The organism is Lysinibacillus sp. S1 (assembly GCF_044986265.1).
GTDB lineage: Bacteria > Bacillota > Bacilli > Bacillales_A > Planococcaceae > Lysinibacillus > Lysinibacillus capsici.
In genome coordinates this window covers 4,274,875-4,288,721 of the sequence record NZ_CP173154.1, presented here as the reverse complement: position 1 = coordinate 4,288,721, position 13,847 = coordinate 4,274,875, and the positions used below count along the sequence as shown (strand labels likewise).

At 38.6% G+C, this 13,847-nt stretch carries 15 protein-coding genes; 2 read left to right on the top strand and 13 right to left on the bottom strand.

The window, feature by feature from the left end; translation table 11 throughout:
- Window positions 1–283 precede the first annotated feature (283 nt).
- The 3 genes from ACHZEU_RS21505 to gpr form a co-directional block, all read right to left on the bottom strand.
- A complete protein-coding gene (locus tag ACHZEU_RS21505) occupies window positions 284–2,179 on the bottom strand; it encodes an acyltransferase family protein (protein ID WP_066036466.1) in 1,896 nt (631 codons plus the stop codon).
- 594 nt (window positions 2,180–2,773) lie between these two features.
- Window positions 2,774–3,628 (bottom strand): stage II sporulation protein P, encoded by an 855-nt coding sequence (gene spoIIP / locus ACHZEU_RS21500; RefSeq protein WP_225340378.1) that lies wholly within the window; start codon window positions 3,626–3,628, stop codon window positions 2,774–2,776.
- 120 nt (window positions 3,629–3,748) lie between these two features.
- The gene (gene gpr, locus ACHZEU_RS21495) at window positions 3,749–4,765 is read right to left on the bottom strand and encodes a GPR endopeptidase (protein WP_066036467.1); all 1,017 of its coding nucleotides are present in this window, start codon (window positions 4,763–4,765) and stop codon (window positions 3,749–3,751) included.
- 163 nt (window positions 4,766–4,928) lie between these two features.
- On the opposite strand from gpr, the gene rpsT reads away from it, so the two are divergent.
- Window positions 4,929–5,177, top strand: a complete 249-nt coding sequence (gene rpsT, locus ACHZEU_RS21490) for a 30S ribosomal protein S20 (RefSeq protein ID WP_004226906.1) — start codon at window positions 4,929–4,931, stop codon at window positions 5,175–5,177.
- Between the two features lie 95 nt (window positions 5,178–5,272).
- Here the strand turns inward: rpsT and holA are convergent, their stop codons facing one another.
- Complete coding sequence (gene holA / locus ACHZEU_RS21485) at window positions 5,273–6,283, bottom strand: DNA polymerase III subunit delta (RefSeq protein ID WP_048392157.1); 1,011 nt, start codon at window positions 6,281–6,283, stop codon at window positions 5,273–5,275.
- A gap of 165 nt (window positions 6,284–6,448) precedes the next feature.
- Between holA and ACHZEU_RS21480 the strand changes: the two genes are divergently transcribed.
- Window positions 6,449–6,586, top strand: a complete 138-nt coding sequence (locus tag ACHZEU_RS21480) for a YqzM family protein (RefSeq protein ID WP_004226902.1) — start codon at window positions 6,449–6,451, stop codon at window positions 6,584–6,586.
- A 28-nt stretch (window positions 6,587–6,614) separates the two neighbouring features.
- Here the strand turns inward: ACHZEU_RS21480 and ACHZEU_RS21475 are convergent, their stop codons facing one another.
- From ACHZEU_RS21475 to aroE, 9 genes are all read right to left on the bottom strand, one after another.
- Window positions 6,615–8,537: a DNA internalization-related competence protein ComEC/Rec2 gene (locus ACHZEU_RS21475; protein ID WP_227744897.1), complete on the bottom strand. Its 1,923-nt coding sequence runs from the start codon at window positions 8,535–8,537 to the stop codon at window positions 6,615–6,617.
- 368 nt (window positions 8,538–8,905) lie between these two features.
- Window positions 8,906–9,475 (bottom strand): ComE operon protein 2, encoded by a 570-nt coding sequence (locus ACHZEU_RS21470; RefSeq protein WP_004226897.1) that lies wholly within the window; start codon window positions 9,473–9,475, stop codon window positions 8,906–8,908.
- A 105-nt stretch (window positions 9,476–9,580) separates the two neighbouring features.
- Window positions 9,581–10,207: a helix-hairpin-helix domain-containing protein gene (locus ACHZEU_RS21465; RefSeq protein WP_066036470.1), complete on the bottom strand. Its 627-nt coding sequence runs from the start codon at window positions 10,205–10,207 to the stop codon at window positions 9,581–9,583.
- A gap of 279 nt (window positions 10,208–10,486) precedes the next feature.
- Window positions 10,487–11,224 (bottom strand): class I SAM-dependent methyltransferase, encoded by a 738-nt coding sequence (locus ACHZEU_RS21460; RefSeq protein ID WP_115674130.1) that lies wholly within the window; start codon window positions 11,222–11,224, stop codon window positions 10,487–10,489.
- The gene (gene rsfS, locus ACHZEU_RS21455; RefSeq protein ID WP_004226890.1) at window positions 11,225–11,569 is read right to left on the bottom strand and encodes a ribosome silencing factor; all 345 of its coding nucleotides are present in this window, start codon (window positions 11,567–11,569) and stop codon (window positions 11,225–11,227) included.
- On the bottom strand, window positions 11,566–12,138 hold the full coding sequence (gene yqeK, locus ACHZEU_RS21450; RefSeq protein ID WP_103118467.1) for a bis(5'-nucleosyl)-tetraphosphatase (symmetrical) YqeK: 573 nt from the start codon (window positions 12,136–12,138) through the stop codon (window positions 11,566–11,568). Before yqeK ends, rsfS begins: the two co-directional genes overlap by 4 nt.
- Window positions 12,107–12,697, bottom strand: coding sequence for a nicotinate-nucleotide adenylyltransferase (locus tag ACHZEU_RS21445; protein WP_103118468.1), 591 nt, complete (start codon window positions 12,695–12,697; stop codon window positions 12,107–12,109). The genes yqeK and ACHZEU_RS21445 overlap by 32 nt, the downstream gene beginning before the upstream one ends.
- Before the next feature lie 9 nt (window positions 12,698–12,706).
- On the bottom strand, window positions 12,707–13,009 hold the full coding sequence (gene yhbY, locus ACHZEU_RS21440; protein ID WP_048392151.1) for a ribosome assembly RNA-binding protein YhbY: 303 nt from the start codon (window positions 13,007–13,009) through the stop codon (window positions 12,707–12,709).
- 5 nt (window positions 13,010–13,014) lie between these two features.
- Window positions 13,015–13,845: a shikimate dehydrogenase gene (aroE, locus tag ACHZEU_RS21435; protein WP_131520522.1), complete on the bottom strand. Its 831-nt coding sequence runs from the start codon at window positions 13,843–13,845 to the stop codon at window positions 13,015–13,017.
- Between the last annotated feature and the right edge of the window lie 2 nt (window positions 13,846–13,847).

Sequence of the window (13,847 nt, the reverse complement as noted above, 5' to 3'; positions counted from 1 at the left end):
TTCGCCTGATCAACCAAGAAAAGCACGCTATCTCCAAAAGATATCATCATCCATATTGCTAAAAAGCGTAAACACAATCCCATTTTTATAAACCTAAACTATGATTAGTAAAAGAAAGAATGGACATCGCACCATCTTCCACATAATGGAACAGATCAAATATCAAGCTTACCATACAGGAACAACTAATAGAATAAATATAGGTAGAGCAAATAGCTCCCTTTCTAAGATATAGAAAAAGTCAGCTACGCAGATAAAACTGTGTATACTGACCTTTTTTATTTTATTTATTTAAGGATTGTTGAATGAGCTTTGTTAAAACTTCTATCCCTTTTTTCTCTAAATGTACACCGTCAGGGGCAAAGTATTCAGGGTGATTGATTGCTGCTACATGCCAGTCAATTAGTGTTATTCGCTCATGTTCCTGTGCTTTTTGCAGTAAAGCTTCATTCACCTTTGCTTCCCAAGATCGCGGCACACGTGTATTCACTAAATAAATATCGGCATTTGAAAAAGCTTCAAGGAGTGCATCCATTTGGTCAGTCGTAAAATAACCATTTGTCCCCAATTGAAGAATGACTGCATGATTAGGTTGATTAAAACTTGCATAATTTGGTGCAAGTTTTACAGCTTGCGAAACTTGACGGCCTATTTTTCCATCGATTGTAATAGTCGGATACATATTATGTAAGCTCGGTGCAATATCAATCATTAGGGAGTCACCAATGGCTAGTATGCCACGATAAAACTCATCCTTTTCAGGCTCTATAATGGTGTTATTTTCTTCTTGCTTAGGTGTTTCTATCTTTTGAACATCCTCTACTCCCTCATCCTTACTTTGAGAAGGCTTGTCGGTAGAGGCTTCAGCTTGTTTGTCCTGCTTGTTCAGATTGGCTGTAGGCTCTTCGCCATTAATTTTTATCGTTGTTGGCAGCGTTTTAGATGAGTTTTGCTGACTTTCACCCACTACACCTGTCATGCCTGTGAAAAATACAAGCAGAAAAAGAGGAACCATAACCGTTGATATTTTTCGTGGAAAAGTAAGGCTTCCCCACTTGTTTTTATTACAAATCAGATATTTTTGACAATAAACTCGGAACCCTTCTTTCCGGATGGGCATCTCAATGAAGCGATAGGATAGCTCTGCAATCATCAGGATTAGTAAAAGCTGCAGGAATATTCGCCAATAGGAAGGATTACCAATTTCATGAATGGGTGTCCCTAAAACCATGACAGGATAATGCCATAGATAAATGCCGTAGGAACGAGAGCCTATCCAACATAATGGCTTCCATGCTAATATTTTTCCTAGTATGCTGACCGGATGAGAAATACATGCAATCAAAACGGCAGCATTCAAGCAAAATAAAAACATGCCTCCTCTATAAAGAAAGGATTGATATTCATCCACATACACTATGCTTACTAAAAAAATAGTAAGTGCAATGAAACTCATAATATTTAGTTTCTTCACATGGTTCGCTGATAATTTTTGAGAAGATAGTCGTTTCATTGGCCAAACAAGTGCTAGCCAACAGCCTATTAATAATTCAAAACAACGTGTGTCCGTTCCATAATAAACACGACTAGGATCAGCGCCTGGCTGATAGAGTAACGCCATTACGAATGCTGAACAAAGGGCACCACAAAAGATGATATTTGCTAGTTTATTTTGTTTTTTAACAACAAAAAGTCCAATCATTAAGAGCAATGGCCAAATCAAGTAAAATTGTTCTTCAATAGCTAATGACCATAGGTTTTTTAAAGGTGATGGAGAACCGAAACTATCAAAATAAGAGAGTTTATGAAAAATGAACCACCAATTACTTGAATAAAAAATGGAGGACAATGCATCCCCGCGCAAAGTATGGAGAAGCTCTTTATGAAAGAGCATTGCCCAAACAAATGATGTAACAATCATAACGTAGGCAGCTGGTAGTAGCCTTCTAAATCGTCCCACCCAAAATTTCTTTAGGCTGACTGTTAATTGATTGCCCTTTAAAGGTAAGATGGTAGAGGTGATTAAATAGCCCGATAATACAAAGAAGATATCTACTCCTAAAAAGCCACCTCTAGCCCAACTGAAGTTAAAATGATAAGCAATAACTGCTAATACAGCCAATGCTCGAATCCCGTCTAGTCCAGGAATATAACGATGATTTAATGACTTGCCTGACATACTATTCCTTCCTTCAATAATCTCTCAATTTCGTTTCGGTATAATGTGTTGGTTTTTTCTAGCTGTACAAAGTAGAAGTCAATCTAAAAGCGCTGTCACAATCTGTAATAACCGCACACGGCTTTGGTTAAATGATGTTAGTTACATCCAAATGCTACAAGGAGTATCGCTTTTTGAAGGTATTCCCTTCTGCATCAAGATAAAACCTGTTGTCACGTAATAGAACCTTTTGGATTGATAACCATCCCCTCTCTATTATTTTTGCTTATTCACTTATGTATTTGACGATTGAAATACGATAAAAGTTTGAGAGAAAAATGAAACGTTATCATTTTTAGTCTTCTAAAAATTCATATGTATATTTGCTATAGAGGCATTCCCAAAAATGGTATATACTCCAAAAGTAAGTTTGCTTTATTTGCATATGCCTTCATTTAACGTTTTATCATGAAATTCGCGAGCCAACTTGAAAATTATAAGACAAGAATGGAGCAATGGAAAGACAATTAATGAGAATTATTTCTGGAAATTTTATTATCATTCAATATAAAAAAAAGTGAGCCCACAAGAGTCCCACTTTTTAATATGATTAGTCTATTTTGTTGAATCATTGACAAACGCTTTTGATATTGCCTTACCAATTACAGCAATCGTACGATTAACCTCTTCCTCAGTATTACCAATTCCACCAATCTCAATAATCATCATTTGCTTTGCTAAATCCTGATTGTATCGCCCATCAACCCCATCACCACTTTTAGAAATAACCCCTTTAGAAATTTTTGGAACGATGGCATTTAGTGTGGATGATAAACTTTCAGCATAGGCTGTATTCCAGCGGTAATTAGCATGTTCTGCCCCAACAACAATAGCGATTTTCGCATAATTTTCCCCATTATATGAGATCGTTGTAAGATCATGTTTTAATGAGTCACGATGTAAATCAACTATTAAATCATAATTATTTGTTTCTAAATGCTTACTTAAATATGGCCTCATCACATTATAAGATTCATGATAGCCTTTACCTTCTTCTTGTAATTTCTTCATAATATCTACATCAAGAACATCCGTCTTTAAACCATTTACATTAAAATGATTCACAATCTTATCCTTCAGGCTCATAATATTGACCGTTTCATGAGAAGTCGCTACCTTACCACTCACTGCTTTCACCATAGGTTCATATGCTTCATGCGTATGGGTAAATAACACTAACACTTTAAATGGGTCCGGGTCTAGGGCTTGATCTGGTTCAGGTTCTTTCGTTTGTTCCAGTACACTTTGTTCAGCTAAATTGGTAGCAGCAAACACGACTTGCTTATCTTCTGATTGTTTGATCGGAGTCGATGCTTGCTTGTTGAACGGAAGTTGCCCAGCAATGACAGGTAATACGAAAAAGAACAATAATATACCAAATGACCATTGTAGTTTTTTTAGCAAAGTCACACCCTCCTCCCCATATCGTATGGAGGGGGGATGTTAATTAGAACGAAAATAAATTTCTTGTTTTACGCATAAATAAGCGTGTTTTAGAAGGACTACTCTAAGCGTTGTTTCTTCATTATTTTATAAATCACTTGCCCAATTCATTAGCATAGAAGCCACTAATTTTGCATAGCGATCAATCCAATAGTCTGCTTCTTTTGGTGTAACCATCAGTTGTGTGTGGGAGCCAGCGAAGGTTTCCTCAAACAGCTGCTGCCGCTCCTCTTTCGTCCATGTCGCCCATTCTCCAAATATAGGTTGTACTAATGTCATATCCAGTTCCTTGTTGATATCTGGTTGCCATGAGGATAATGAAAGCTTTGATGACGGTTTACTGCGTTCAGCCACACGAGCAGCTATCGAACGCAGCATAGTTTCTACCGCATCCGCAATTAATACAGGTGCATCTACTACAGTAGGGATCCCTATTGCTGTTACGGGAATGCCAAGCATCTCATAGGAAATCTCTTGCCGTTGATTGCCTACTCCTGAACCTGGATGTATGCCTGTATCTGTTAATTGAATCGTTTTACAGAGTCGATTACTCGCTCTTGTAGCAAGTGCATCTACTACAATGATTAATTTTGGTTGCAGACGTTCAGCAATAGCAGCCACAAACTCACCTGTTTCGTAACCTGTTTGTCCTGTTACACCAGGAGCATACATGACAAATTTTTCATCAATGACATCTAAACTATGCAAATGGTCAATTAAATAGGGACCTATTGCATCGGGGGTAATAGTGCGATTTCCTAAACCGACTATTAAAATTTTATCGTCTTCTTGCCAAGAAAGTGCGTCATGCATTTTTTTGAAATTTACAAGCAATTCTTGTTCAAGTTGTGCAAAGCCTTCTTGATCTTCTAATGTTAGTGTTGGGACAGAAAGGGTAATATACTGCCCTTCTTTTTTACCAATTTGCTTTTCCCCTTCAGCATCTACAAGAACATCTGTAATTTTTACTCTACCAGCATTCCGATCTTCAATTTGAATGCCACTTGATTGTTCAAGCTTTTCTTTTTGCTCTTTGGTCTGATGGACAACTACCTCTTCTGATTCATCGATTAAATCTGTTCGTTGCCAATTAAAATTTTGCATACAGTTCACCTCAAGCTGTAGTTTGTTCAAACTGTCAAGTAAATATTCTTTGCATTTATCTATTGCAATTTGGCCAAGCGTTTGTTAAAATGATTTTTGTTGTATTGACACAAGAAATCAATGAGAAGATATCATCTCGTACCTAATTTAGGAGGTGAAATATATGCCAAACATTAAATCTGCGATTAAACGCGTAAAAGTTAACGAAAAAGCTAACATTGCTAATTCTCAAGCTAAATCTGCAATGCGTACTACAGTGAAAAAAGCTGAAAACGCTGTTGCTGCTAACGCTGAAAACAAACAAGAACTTTTACAAGCAGCTTTCAAATCTTTAGATAAAGCAGCTTCAAAAGGACTTATCCACAAAAACGCGGCGGCTCGTAAAAAGTCTCGCCTTGCTAAAAAAGCGTAATTGTTTAAAGGATCAGATACTCTATTAGGAGTAGCTGATCTTTTTAATTTTATAGAGAACATAAAAAGCTGTCCTTATTAGACAGCTTTCTTTGCCTATAGTTGGCGCAATAAAAATAGCTCTAGATAGCGCTCTCGATTTCCACCAGACGATTTTAGCTGTAAATCAACCTCTGCTAATTGATATAATGCCCGAAGCAAATTTTCTTCTGAAGGCCGATGCCGTTGCTCAATCATAAGTTTGACGCGATACGGATGAATTTTTAAATTTTTAGCGATTTGTTGAGGGTGATAACCTTTTTTCAATAAATAAAAAACATTTGACATGGTACGAACATTGGATGCTAGCAAGCCCACTAACATAATAGGTTCTTGTTTTTGTCGCAATAAATCATGATAGATAGACAAGGCTCCGACAGAGTCATTTGCCAAATATGCGTTAAGCATTTTAAAGGCATCTTGCTCTAATGTTTTTGCCACCAAATCCTCCACTAAAGAAGTTGTAATTTCGCCACCATCACCTAAATAAAGGGTTAGCTTGTCAATTTCCATCTGTAATTGTAGCATGTTGGCTCCGACCATCGTAACAAGCAATTCAATAGCATCTTGTGTAATGCTATTACCTTGTGTTTTGACAATGCCTTGAATCCATACGGCTAAATCCTGCTCTTTTGGTGTTTCTGCTTGTACAAATAATGCATGCTCTTTCATCATTTTAGTTACTTTTTTGCGCTCATCCAATTTTTCATAAGGAGCAATAAAAACCGTTACGGAAAAATCAGAAGGATTCGACAACCATGTTTCCAATCGTTTCACATCATGATCGATTTTTTCCTTCCCTTTCTCGGTTGCTTTTAAAAACGAAGCATTTTTAGCAATAATAAGCTTACGTTCTGAGAAAAAAGGAATGGTATCTGCTTCATCCATGACTGCATCTACTGGTACTTCTTCTAAATCAAATGTGGACATCTCCAGATCTTCTTCTGGACCCAATGCCTCTTTTAAACGTTTAATGGTTTCATCTATAAAATAGCTTTCTTCACCAACAAGCAAATATACTGGTGCAAGCTCACCTTTTTTTATTGTATTCCAAACCGTTGAAATCATAATTTCCCCTCCATCTAGCAATACTATTAGTATACATGATTTCATAGTCCTTTGTGTCTTTGACCGAATTGTGTCGATTCCTTGCCAGACAGGGAAATCACCTTTTCGATATAGCTTTTATGACCATGTTGTCTTATAATAAATAACAGAATTGGAGGGATAACAATGAATCCATTTGAAGGAAAAAACATACAATGTCGACGTAACGATGCTATCGATTCTGGTGTTGGCTTCGGTGTATCATTTGGCGTTTTCACGCTTATGTTTATTATTGCAACTATAGTAGAATTTGTATCACAGTAATTGGACTTATGCAGGAGAAGGGCCTTGGTCATTGGACAAGGCCCTTTTCATTTACGCTAACGGACCAGCGATTATCACGAATACGTATTTCGATTGATCCATTCACCCCTGTTGTCCATGTCACTAAATCTCTACTGACAAAACGTTGTACTACTTCTTCATGTGGATGACCATAACGATTATGGAGACCTGCACTAAAAACCGTTAATTGGGGCTGTAGCAGCTCGACAAAAGCTTCTGTGCTTGATGTCTTACTCCCATGATGCCCTGCCTTCAGCAATGTGAGATTGGCCAATAAAGGTCCATAACGCTTGATCAGCTGTTGTTCGCCATATTGCTCCAAATCCCCTGTAAATAACGCTGTAAACGCCTTTTGCTGCATGTACAGGACAAGAGAATCATCATTACCCTCATACAAGGCGTCATCAGGCCATAAGTAATAAAAATCTGTATCCCCTACATGCCACGAAGTCCCCTTCATTTTTTCTTTAATAGGAATATGTCGCTTATTTGCTTCTCGCAATAAATCATCCATTAAAGGCTCATTCAATGAACCAGGTGTAACGTGTATTTCCTTCATGTTAATCTCTTGTAAGACTTCCTCTGCTCCTTCAATATGATCTGCGTCTGCATGCGAAGCAATAAAAATATCGATAGTTCGTATTCCCTTGCCTTTTAAAAATGGGACGACAACTTGCTTCCCTACCTCATATGGACTATCTGCTTTCTTCCACGATTCCTGCTCAAAGCGCAATACTCCACCTGTATCTATAACATAGACAGCTCGTCTAAAAGGCAATTCAATGACAATACTATCTCCTTGCCCTACATTTAAGAAGGTAATCTTTGTTTCGTTATACAACATGGGTGCCAAATGAATCCAAATAACAGGGATGACAAGGATCAAAATAGCTTTCCTGAATCTTTTTATTTCCAAATAATAGAAACTTACTAAAACACTTAACATCGCCACGCAGCTCAGCCAAATAGATGGTTTGCCTGGTGACCATAATTGCCAAGGAAGCTCTTGCATATAAAAGATTACTTCGGTCAGCCAATTACGCAGCGGTTCATAACCAACAAATAGGACATTAGCAAGTGGTAAAGAAAGATAAGATAGCACAAAGGCAATCATGTTAAAGGGTAATATAATAAAGGAAAACAGTGGAACAAAAACAATATTGACAAAAAACGAGGATAAAGATAATTCATAAAAATGATGGAGTAATAGTGGGTAAACGAGCAGTTGGCACACGAATGTGATAAAAAAAGAACGACCTAGCCAAGTTCTTGTCTGCTTAAAAATAATACCAGAATAAAGAAGACTAGCGGTTGCTAAATAGGATAGCTGGAAACCAATTTGGAAAATAACACCTGGCTCAAGCAAAACAAAGCCTATAAAGCTAATAGCTAATGCATCATCGATCGAAAGAACCCACTTAAAAAAGCGCAGTAACATCATCAATTCTACTACAGAAACAGCACGCCATACGGAAGGTGCTCCCCCTGCAATAACTCCATAAACCGGTAAGAGGATCAATAGCACGATAGTAGCCATTTCCTTGCGAACTCTTATTCTAAGTAATCCTTCAAAAAAGAGCCAAGACATCAGCGCGACATGTAGCCCAGAAATCGCAAATAAATGGGTAATACCAAGCTTTTGATAGGCACGCTGCAGTTCATCCTCCATCTGATCTTGCACCCCTATTAAAAGTGCTTGAGCCTCTGCTACAAGTGATTTTGGAAAAGTCCTCTCTATATGCTTTTTCATTTTGTGTCTTACTTCGGCAAGAATAGTGAAGATGGAGGTTCGTTTTCCTACATAATGCCAATTCGTGATTTCAACAACGCCTGTTGCTCCTTTGCTCGTTAAATAGTTTGACATGGAAAAGGCATAAGCATGTGCAGATGGAGAGGGAGTCACGAGTTCACCTTTTGCAGAATACGTCATTCCAGTTAATGAGGTATTTTCATAAAAATTTTTCTCTTGTTCCGAGGAAAAAGTATAAACTACGTAAAGTTTTTGGCCATTTGTTGTTGTAGCAAACCCACGGAGTTTTTGCCCGTTTATTTTATAGTCACTTGACCAAGTTATAGGGAAGGTTGACGGTAAAGGGGAAGGTTCCGTCAGATGATTGATAGAAAGGAAAAAATAAGTTAGTAGACCACTAGTTAGCACAAAAATTGCAAGAAAACGTGACTCACCTTTTATGGTGAGCCACAGGACTAGTAGCAGTAAAAAAATGAGTAGCCATGCTGATTTGTATACTGCAATAGCAGCTATCAATACAGCAAGAGCTACCATAATCCATCTATGCTTTAAAGCTTGATGCCAAATAATGCACTCACCTTCTGTTCATATGGGAGCAATTTTTCAGCAGATACCCCACTCTCGCGAAGCTCGTGCAGCATTTCTGTATACAAAGCTAGTTTGTCATCTCGTAAAAAATCAATTTTACGTTCATCAAAGGGTACATGAACTACTTCCACTCCAGCTTTTGCAAATAACTCCTGTGCATATGGATTATTTTTATAATCTGTTGCGTAATACACACGTTCTATGCCAGCTTGAATGATAGATTTTGTACATGGTAAACATGGAAAATGTGTTACATACAAATCAGCACCTTTTGTCGGTGTTCCATATTTAGCACATTGCAGTAAGGCATTCATTTCAGCATGCACGGTACGGACGCAATGATTATCAACCACATAGCACCCTTTTTCGATACAATGCTCGTCCCCTGTAATGGAACCGTTATAACCACCTGCAATGATGCGTTTGTCCCGTACAACAGTTGCTCCTACAGCTAGTCTTGTACATGTACTACGTAATGCGAGTAAATGGCTTTGTGCCATAAAAAATTGATCCCAAGTAATTCGCTCCATATGACTACCTCCAAAAATTGTCTAACTAATTAACTTTCTCTTGCTTTTCTACTATAGTGTAGCCCTTTTAGAAAAGGGGCGTCAATATACCATCCTGTAAAAGCATTACTTTACAGTAATCGCATCCTTTAGCTTTTCAAATGTTTTATCACCAATACCACTAACATTTTTTAAGTCATCTATGGTTTGAAACTGCCCATTTTCCTCTCGATACGTAAGGATACTTTGTGCTTTAGAAGGACCGATTCCTGGCAATGTTGCTAACGTTGCTACATCAGCTTTATTGATATTAATCTTTTGCTCCTTATTAGTCTCAGTAGGTAACGTTAACAAAGAAGAGGCTCCTTCCTCTAGCTGTTCGCCCATGATAGGAATATAGATTACCATTTCATCCTGTACCTTTTGGGCATGATTGATAAATTGTGTGTCAGCATTCTCTGTATAGCCACCAGCAAGCTGTACAACATCTTTTATACGTTGGTCTTGCTCAAGTTCATAAACGCCTGGATACATTACAGCACCCTTTATTTCCACAAATACCTGCTGCATAACCGCTTCCTCAGCAGATTCACTCAAATTTTTTTCTTCAATAGGTTGGATTGTTTCGATGAGCTCTTCTTGGGGAGGTGAAGAGTCAGAACTCGAAAAATAGAAGTAACAAAGTCCACTGACGACTAGTATGCTGGGGAATAACATACTTTTTTTGTACTTTTGCCATAAAGATTGTAGCACAGTACCATCCTTTCCTTGCGAAAGGTCATCATATGGAGTTATATATATCTTACACTATGGATGGGTGGTTGAAAATGATAAAAAAACGTCAGAAGTTTCAATTTACCTGTTGAAGAGAGCTATCTTCTTAGTTATATCCAGTTTTATCCGACAATTTAGCCTCTTTATCCGCCTGTTTAAGTGTTCTATCCGCTACTTTAATCTTTCTATCCACTACTTTAGCTTTTCTATCCATCAAAAAAGCCACACTGCGTATTACACAGTGTAGCTCCCTTTTCTTTATTTCAGCGCACGAATAAAAATGCGTTCACTTTCCTCGTCAGGTGCCTCATCTGTAAAGTCTGCTGTAATTTCCACATGACTAAAACCGATGGCATGCAACCAAGCCATATACTGCTCGATAGTGTAAGTACGTTGCACGTGCTCCTCATCAAAGCGTTCATATAATTCACTTGCGTCATCTCGTACATAAAAGGTCATTTGATGAATAACCGAATGTTCAAAGTCGGCAGGCTCCGTATGCCATATATAACTAATGTCACCATCATCATACGTGAACGGACCATCTAAAAAAATCTCATTCATTTTAAATAACGAGTGAACATCAAAAAACAGCTGACCTCCATCACGCAACGCCGCATAGATACGTTCTAACGTCGTATAAACAGAGTGCTCCTCTACCACATAATTCAAGGAATCAATTGTGATTGTGACAACATCGATTTCCTCAAAGCCATCTAGTTCGACCATAGACATACAGTATAATGGTGCATGGTAGCCTGCACCAGCAAAGCGTTCTGCGGCAATGGACAGCATCTCTTCTGATAAATCGATTCCACTGACTTGATAACCAGACTTTGCAAATAACAAGCTAAGTACACCAGTGCCACAACCAATATCCAACAGTTTTGGGTACTGGCTGCTTGGTGCATGCTGTACAACCCAATCTACATAAAGATTGTAAGGAATATCCGTTTGCAGCTCATCATAGACATGAGCAAAGCGTTCGTAACTCACTCAGGCCTCTGGCATGTCTAGTTGCGGTGCATCGCCCCAAAGACGCTCTAAATTATAATAAGCACGCTCATCCTTATGGAATACATGTGCCACAACATCGCCTAGGTCAACTAGTACCCAACGAGCTCCATCAAATCCTTCGACACGGCGAATTTCATAGCCTTGTTGTTCAGCTACATCCTGTAATTCGCGTGCAATGGCTTGCACTTGGCGATCTGAGTTACCATGAGCAATAATAAAATAATCTGCTAAAAGGGAAATTCCTTGCATATTTAAAACGACAATATCCTCACCATGTTTGTCGTCAATTGCTTTGTACGCTGCTTGTAATAAAGTTGAAGTCATCCTTCACTATCCTCTCTGTTCATCATATCGTTATAACATTCTATAGATAAAGGATAAATCGGCTGCTTTGTGTCAATTAAAAATGCCAAAGTATGGCGTACACATGCACTCATCGCCTTATCCAAATTTTTTTGTGCTTTTTTGCGCAGACGATCAACTCCATCAAATCGACGGTTCGGTTCAATCATATCTGCGACAAAAATAATTTTTTCTAAACGGCTCATATTAGCCCGCCCAGTTGTATGGAAACGAATAGCATTCAACAGCTCTTCGTCTGTGATACCAAACTCACTTTGTGCTATATATGCACCTACTGGACCATGTAGTAATTCACTACCCCATCCAATTAGTCTTTCATCTAATTTTTCATCACGAACGATATTTTCCATCCACTCAATATCAGCATATTTAGCAATATCATGGAGGATAGCTGCTGTTTCAGCTTTTTTTACGTCCTCGCCATATTTATGAGCTAGGTTGATGGCCGTTTCCATCACTCCGACTGTATGAATATAACGTTTTTCAGGCATTCTTGGCTTAATCACCGCTAAATACTGTTCGCGTTCCATAAAGACCTTCCTCTCGTATGAACGTCTCTACAGCTTCTGGTAGTAGAAATGTCACCGTTCCTCCTGTAGCCAGGCGTTCACGAATCAGTGTGGACGATAAATCGATTTGAGGTATTTCCACCATACGTATAGGGTACTCTGTTGCCGCGGCTGTCCCTGGACGCTTTACTCCGACAAACTGAACAAGTTTCACTAAATCATCTATACAATGCCATGTATGTAGCGAATCAATCATATCGCCACCGATGATAAAGTAAAATTTCACATTCGGCTCTCTTCTACACAATGCAGAAAGTGTCTCATAGGAATAGGATACGCCACCCTTCTCAAGCTCATACGACTCTACTGAAAAATAAGGAAATGGACGAATCGCACGTTTTACCATTTCAAGTCGTTCAACATTACTAGCATCAAAACGTGCATGCTTATGTGGTGGGATGGCATTAGGCATAAAGCGGATTTCATCAAGTTCTAGCGCATGAAATACTTCATTTGCCATTAAAAGATGACCCAAATGTGGTGGGTTAAATGTACCTCCAAGTAAACCGACCCTTTTCATCGTCTCACCTTATTTCGTTACTTTTGGTAATACAATCTTTTTATGATTGCGTGACTCTTTATATAAAACAACTGTCAGACCGATTAATTGGACAAGCTCCGCATGAGCGCCTGTGGCTAATGCTTCTGCGACTTCATGTTTATCCTCTTCACAGTTATCTAAAATACGTACTTTAATCAATTCACGTACTTCTAATGCCTCGCGAATTTGCTTTGTCATTTCATCATTAACGCCACCTTTTCCCACTTGGAAAATAGGTGTTAAATGGTGTGCTTCTGCACGTAAAAAACGTTTTTGTTTACCTGTTAACATAAAAATTAGTTTCCTCCTAATTGCGCCTTCAGTTGCGCAATCATTGAATTTGTATTTGGATAGTTTCCTAACCAGTGTTCAAAAGCGATGGCTCCTTGATGGACAAACATTCCTAAGCCAGTGACAATCGTTGCTCCTTTTTCTTCAGCCGCTTGTAAAAAAGGCGTCATTAATGGATTATACACAATATCCGCAACAATTGCTTCTTTCATCAGCCGATCTAATGAAAATGGCATTGAAAAATTGCCCGTGGAAAGGCCAGCTGATGTCATTTGCACAATAATGCTGAAATCAGCTAGCGTTTCTTCCGCTTGTTGTAATGAAATGGCACGTCCCATACCCATTTCATCAATAATCATTTGAGCATTCGTCACCGTACGATTGGCGATGGTTACATGACGATAGCCTTGTTGCTGCATAGCAAAGGCAATGCCTCGAGCAGCACCTCCAGCACCAACAAGTAATACAGGCTTGTCTTTATGAAAAACCCCAACGGCTTCTTCCAGTGATCGAACAAATCCAATACCATCTGTATTATAGCCTTTCAGCTTTCCTTCTGTTGTTCGTACGACTGTATTCACTGCGCCCATTTTTTGTGCCAGCTCATCTAGCTCGTCTAGATACGGAATGATTGCTGTTTTATGAGGAATGGTCACGTTCCAGCCACTTGCCCCTAATGTCTTCAAACCAGCAACAGCAGATTCTAATTGATCAGGCGTTACATGTAAAGGAATATATGTCGCATCAATTGACATGTCCTCAAACCAAGCATTGTGCATGGCAGGTGATTTTGAATGTTCAATTGGATCACCCATAACTGCAAACCATTTCTTCATTT

Excerpts from the sequence above, each read along its gene's own strand:
- yhbY (WP_048392151.1), bottom strand. The coding sequence starts at position 13,009 with ATGTTAACAGGTAAACAAAAACGTTTTTTACGTGCAGAAGCACACCAT.
- rsfS (WP_004226890.1), bottom strand. The coding sequence starts at position 11,569 with ATGACTTCAACTTTATTACAAGCAGCGTACAAAGCAATTGACGACAAA.
- yqeK (WP_103118467.1), bottom strand. The coding sequence starts at position 12,138 with ATGGAACGCGAACAGTATTTAGCGGTGATTAAGCCAAGAATGCCTGAA.
- ACHZEU_RS21445 (WP_103118468.1), bottom strand. The coding sequence starts at position 12,697 with ATGAAAAGGGTCGGTTTACTTGGAGGTACATTTAACCCACCACATTTG.
- aroE (WP_131520522.1), bottom strand. The coding sequence starts at position 13,845 with ATGAAGAAATGGTTTGCAGTTATGGGTGATCCAATTGAACATTCAAAA.
- ACHZEU_RS21475 (WP_227744897.1), bottom strand. The coding sequence starts at position 8,537 with ATGACGTATTCTGCAAAAGGTGAACTCGTGACTCCCTCTCCATCTGCA.
- ACHZEU_RS21505 (WP_066036466.1), bottom strand. The coding sequence starts at position 2,179 with ATGTCAGGCAAGTCATTAAATCATCGTTATATTCCTGGACTAGACGGG.
- ACHZEU_RS21470 (WP_004226897.1), bottom strand. The coding sequence starts at position 9,475 with ATGGAGCGAATTACTTGGGATCAATTTTTTATGGCACAAAGCCATTTA.
- ACHZEU_RS21480 (WP_004226902.1), top strand. The coding sequence starts at position 6,449 with ATGAATCCATTTGAAGGAAAAAACATACAATGTCGACGTAACGATGCT.
- holA (WP_048392157.1), bottom strand. The coding sequence starts at position 6,283 with ATGATTTCAACGGTTTGGAATACAATAAAAAAAGGTGAGCTTGCACCA.
- gpr (WP_066036467.1), bottom strand. The coding sequence starts at position 4,765 with ATGCAAAATTTTAATTGGCAACGAACAGATTTAATCGATGAATCAGAA.
- rpsT (WP_004226906.1), top strand. The coding sequence starts at position 4,929 with ATGCCAAACATTAAATCTGCGATTAAACGCGTAAAAGTTAACGAAAAA.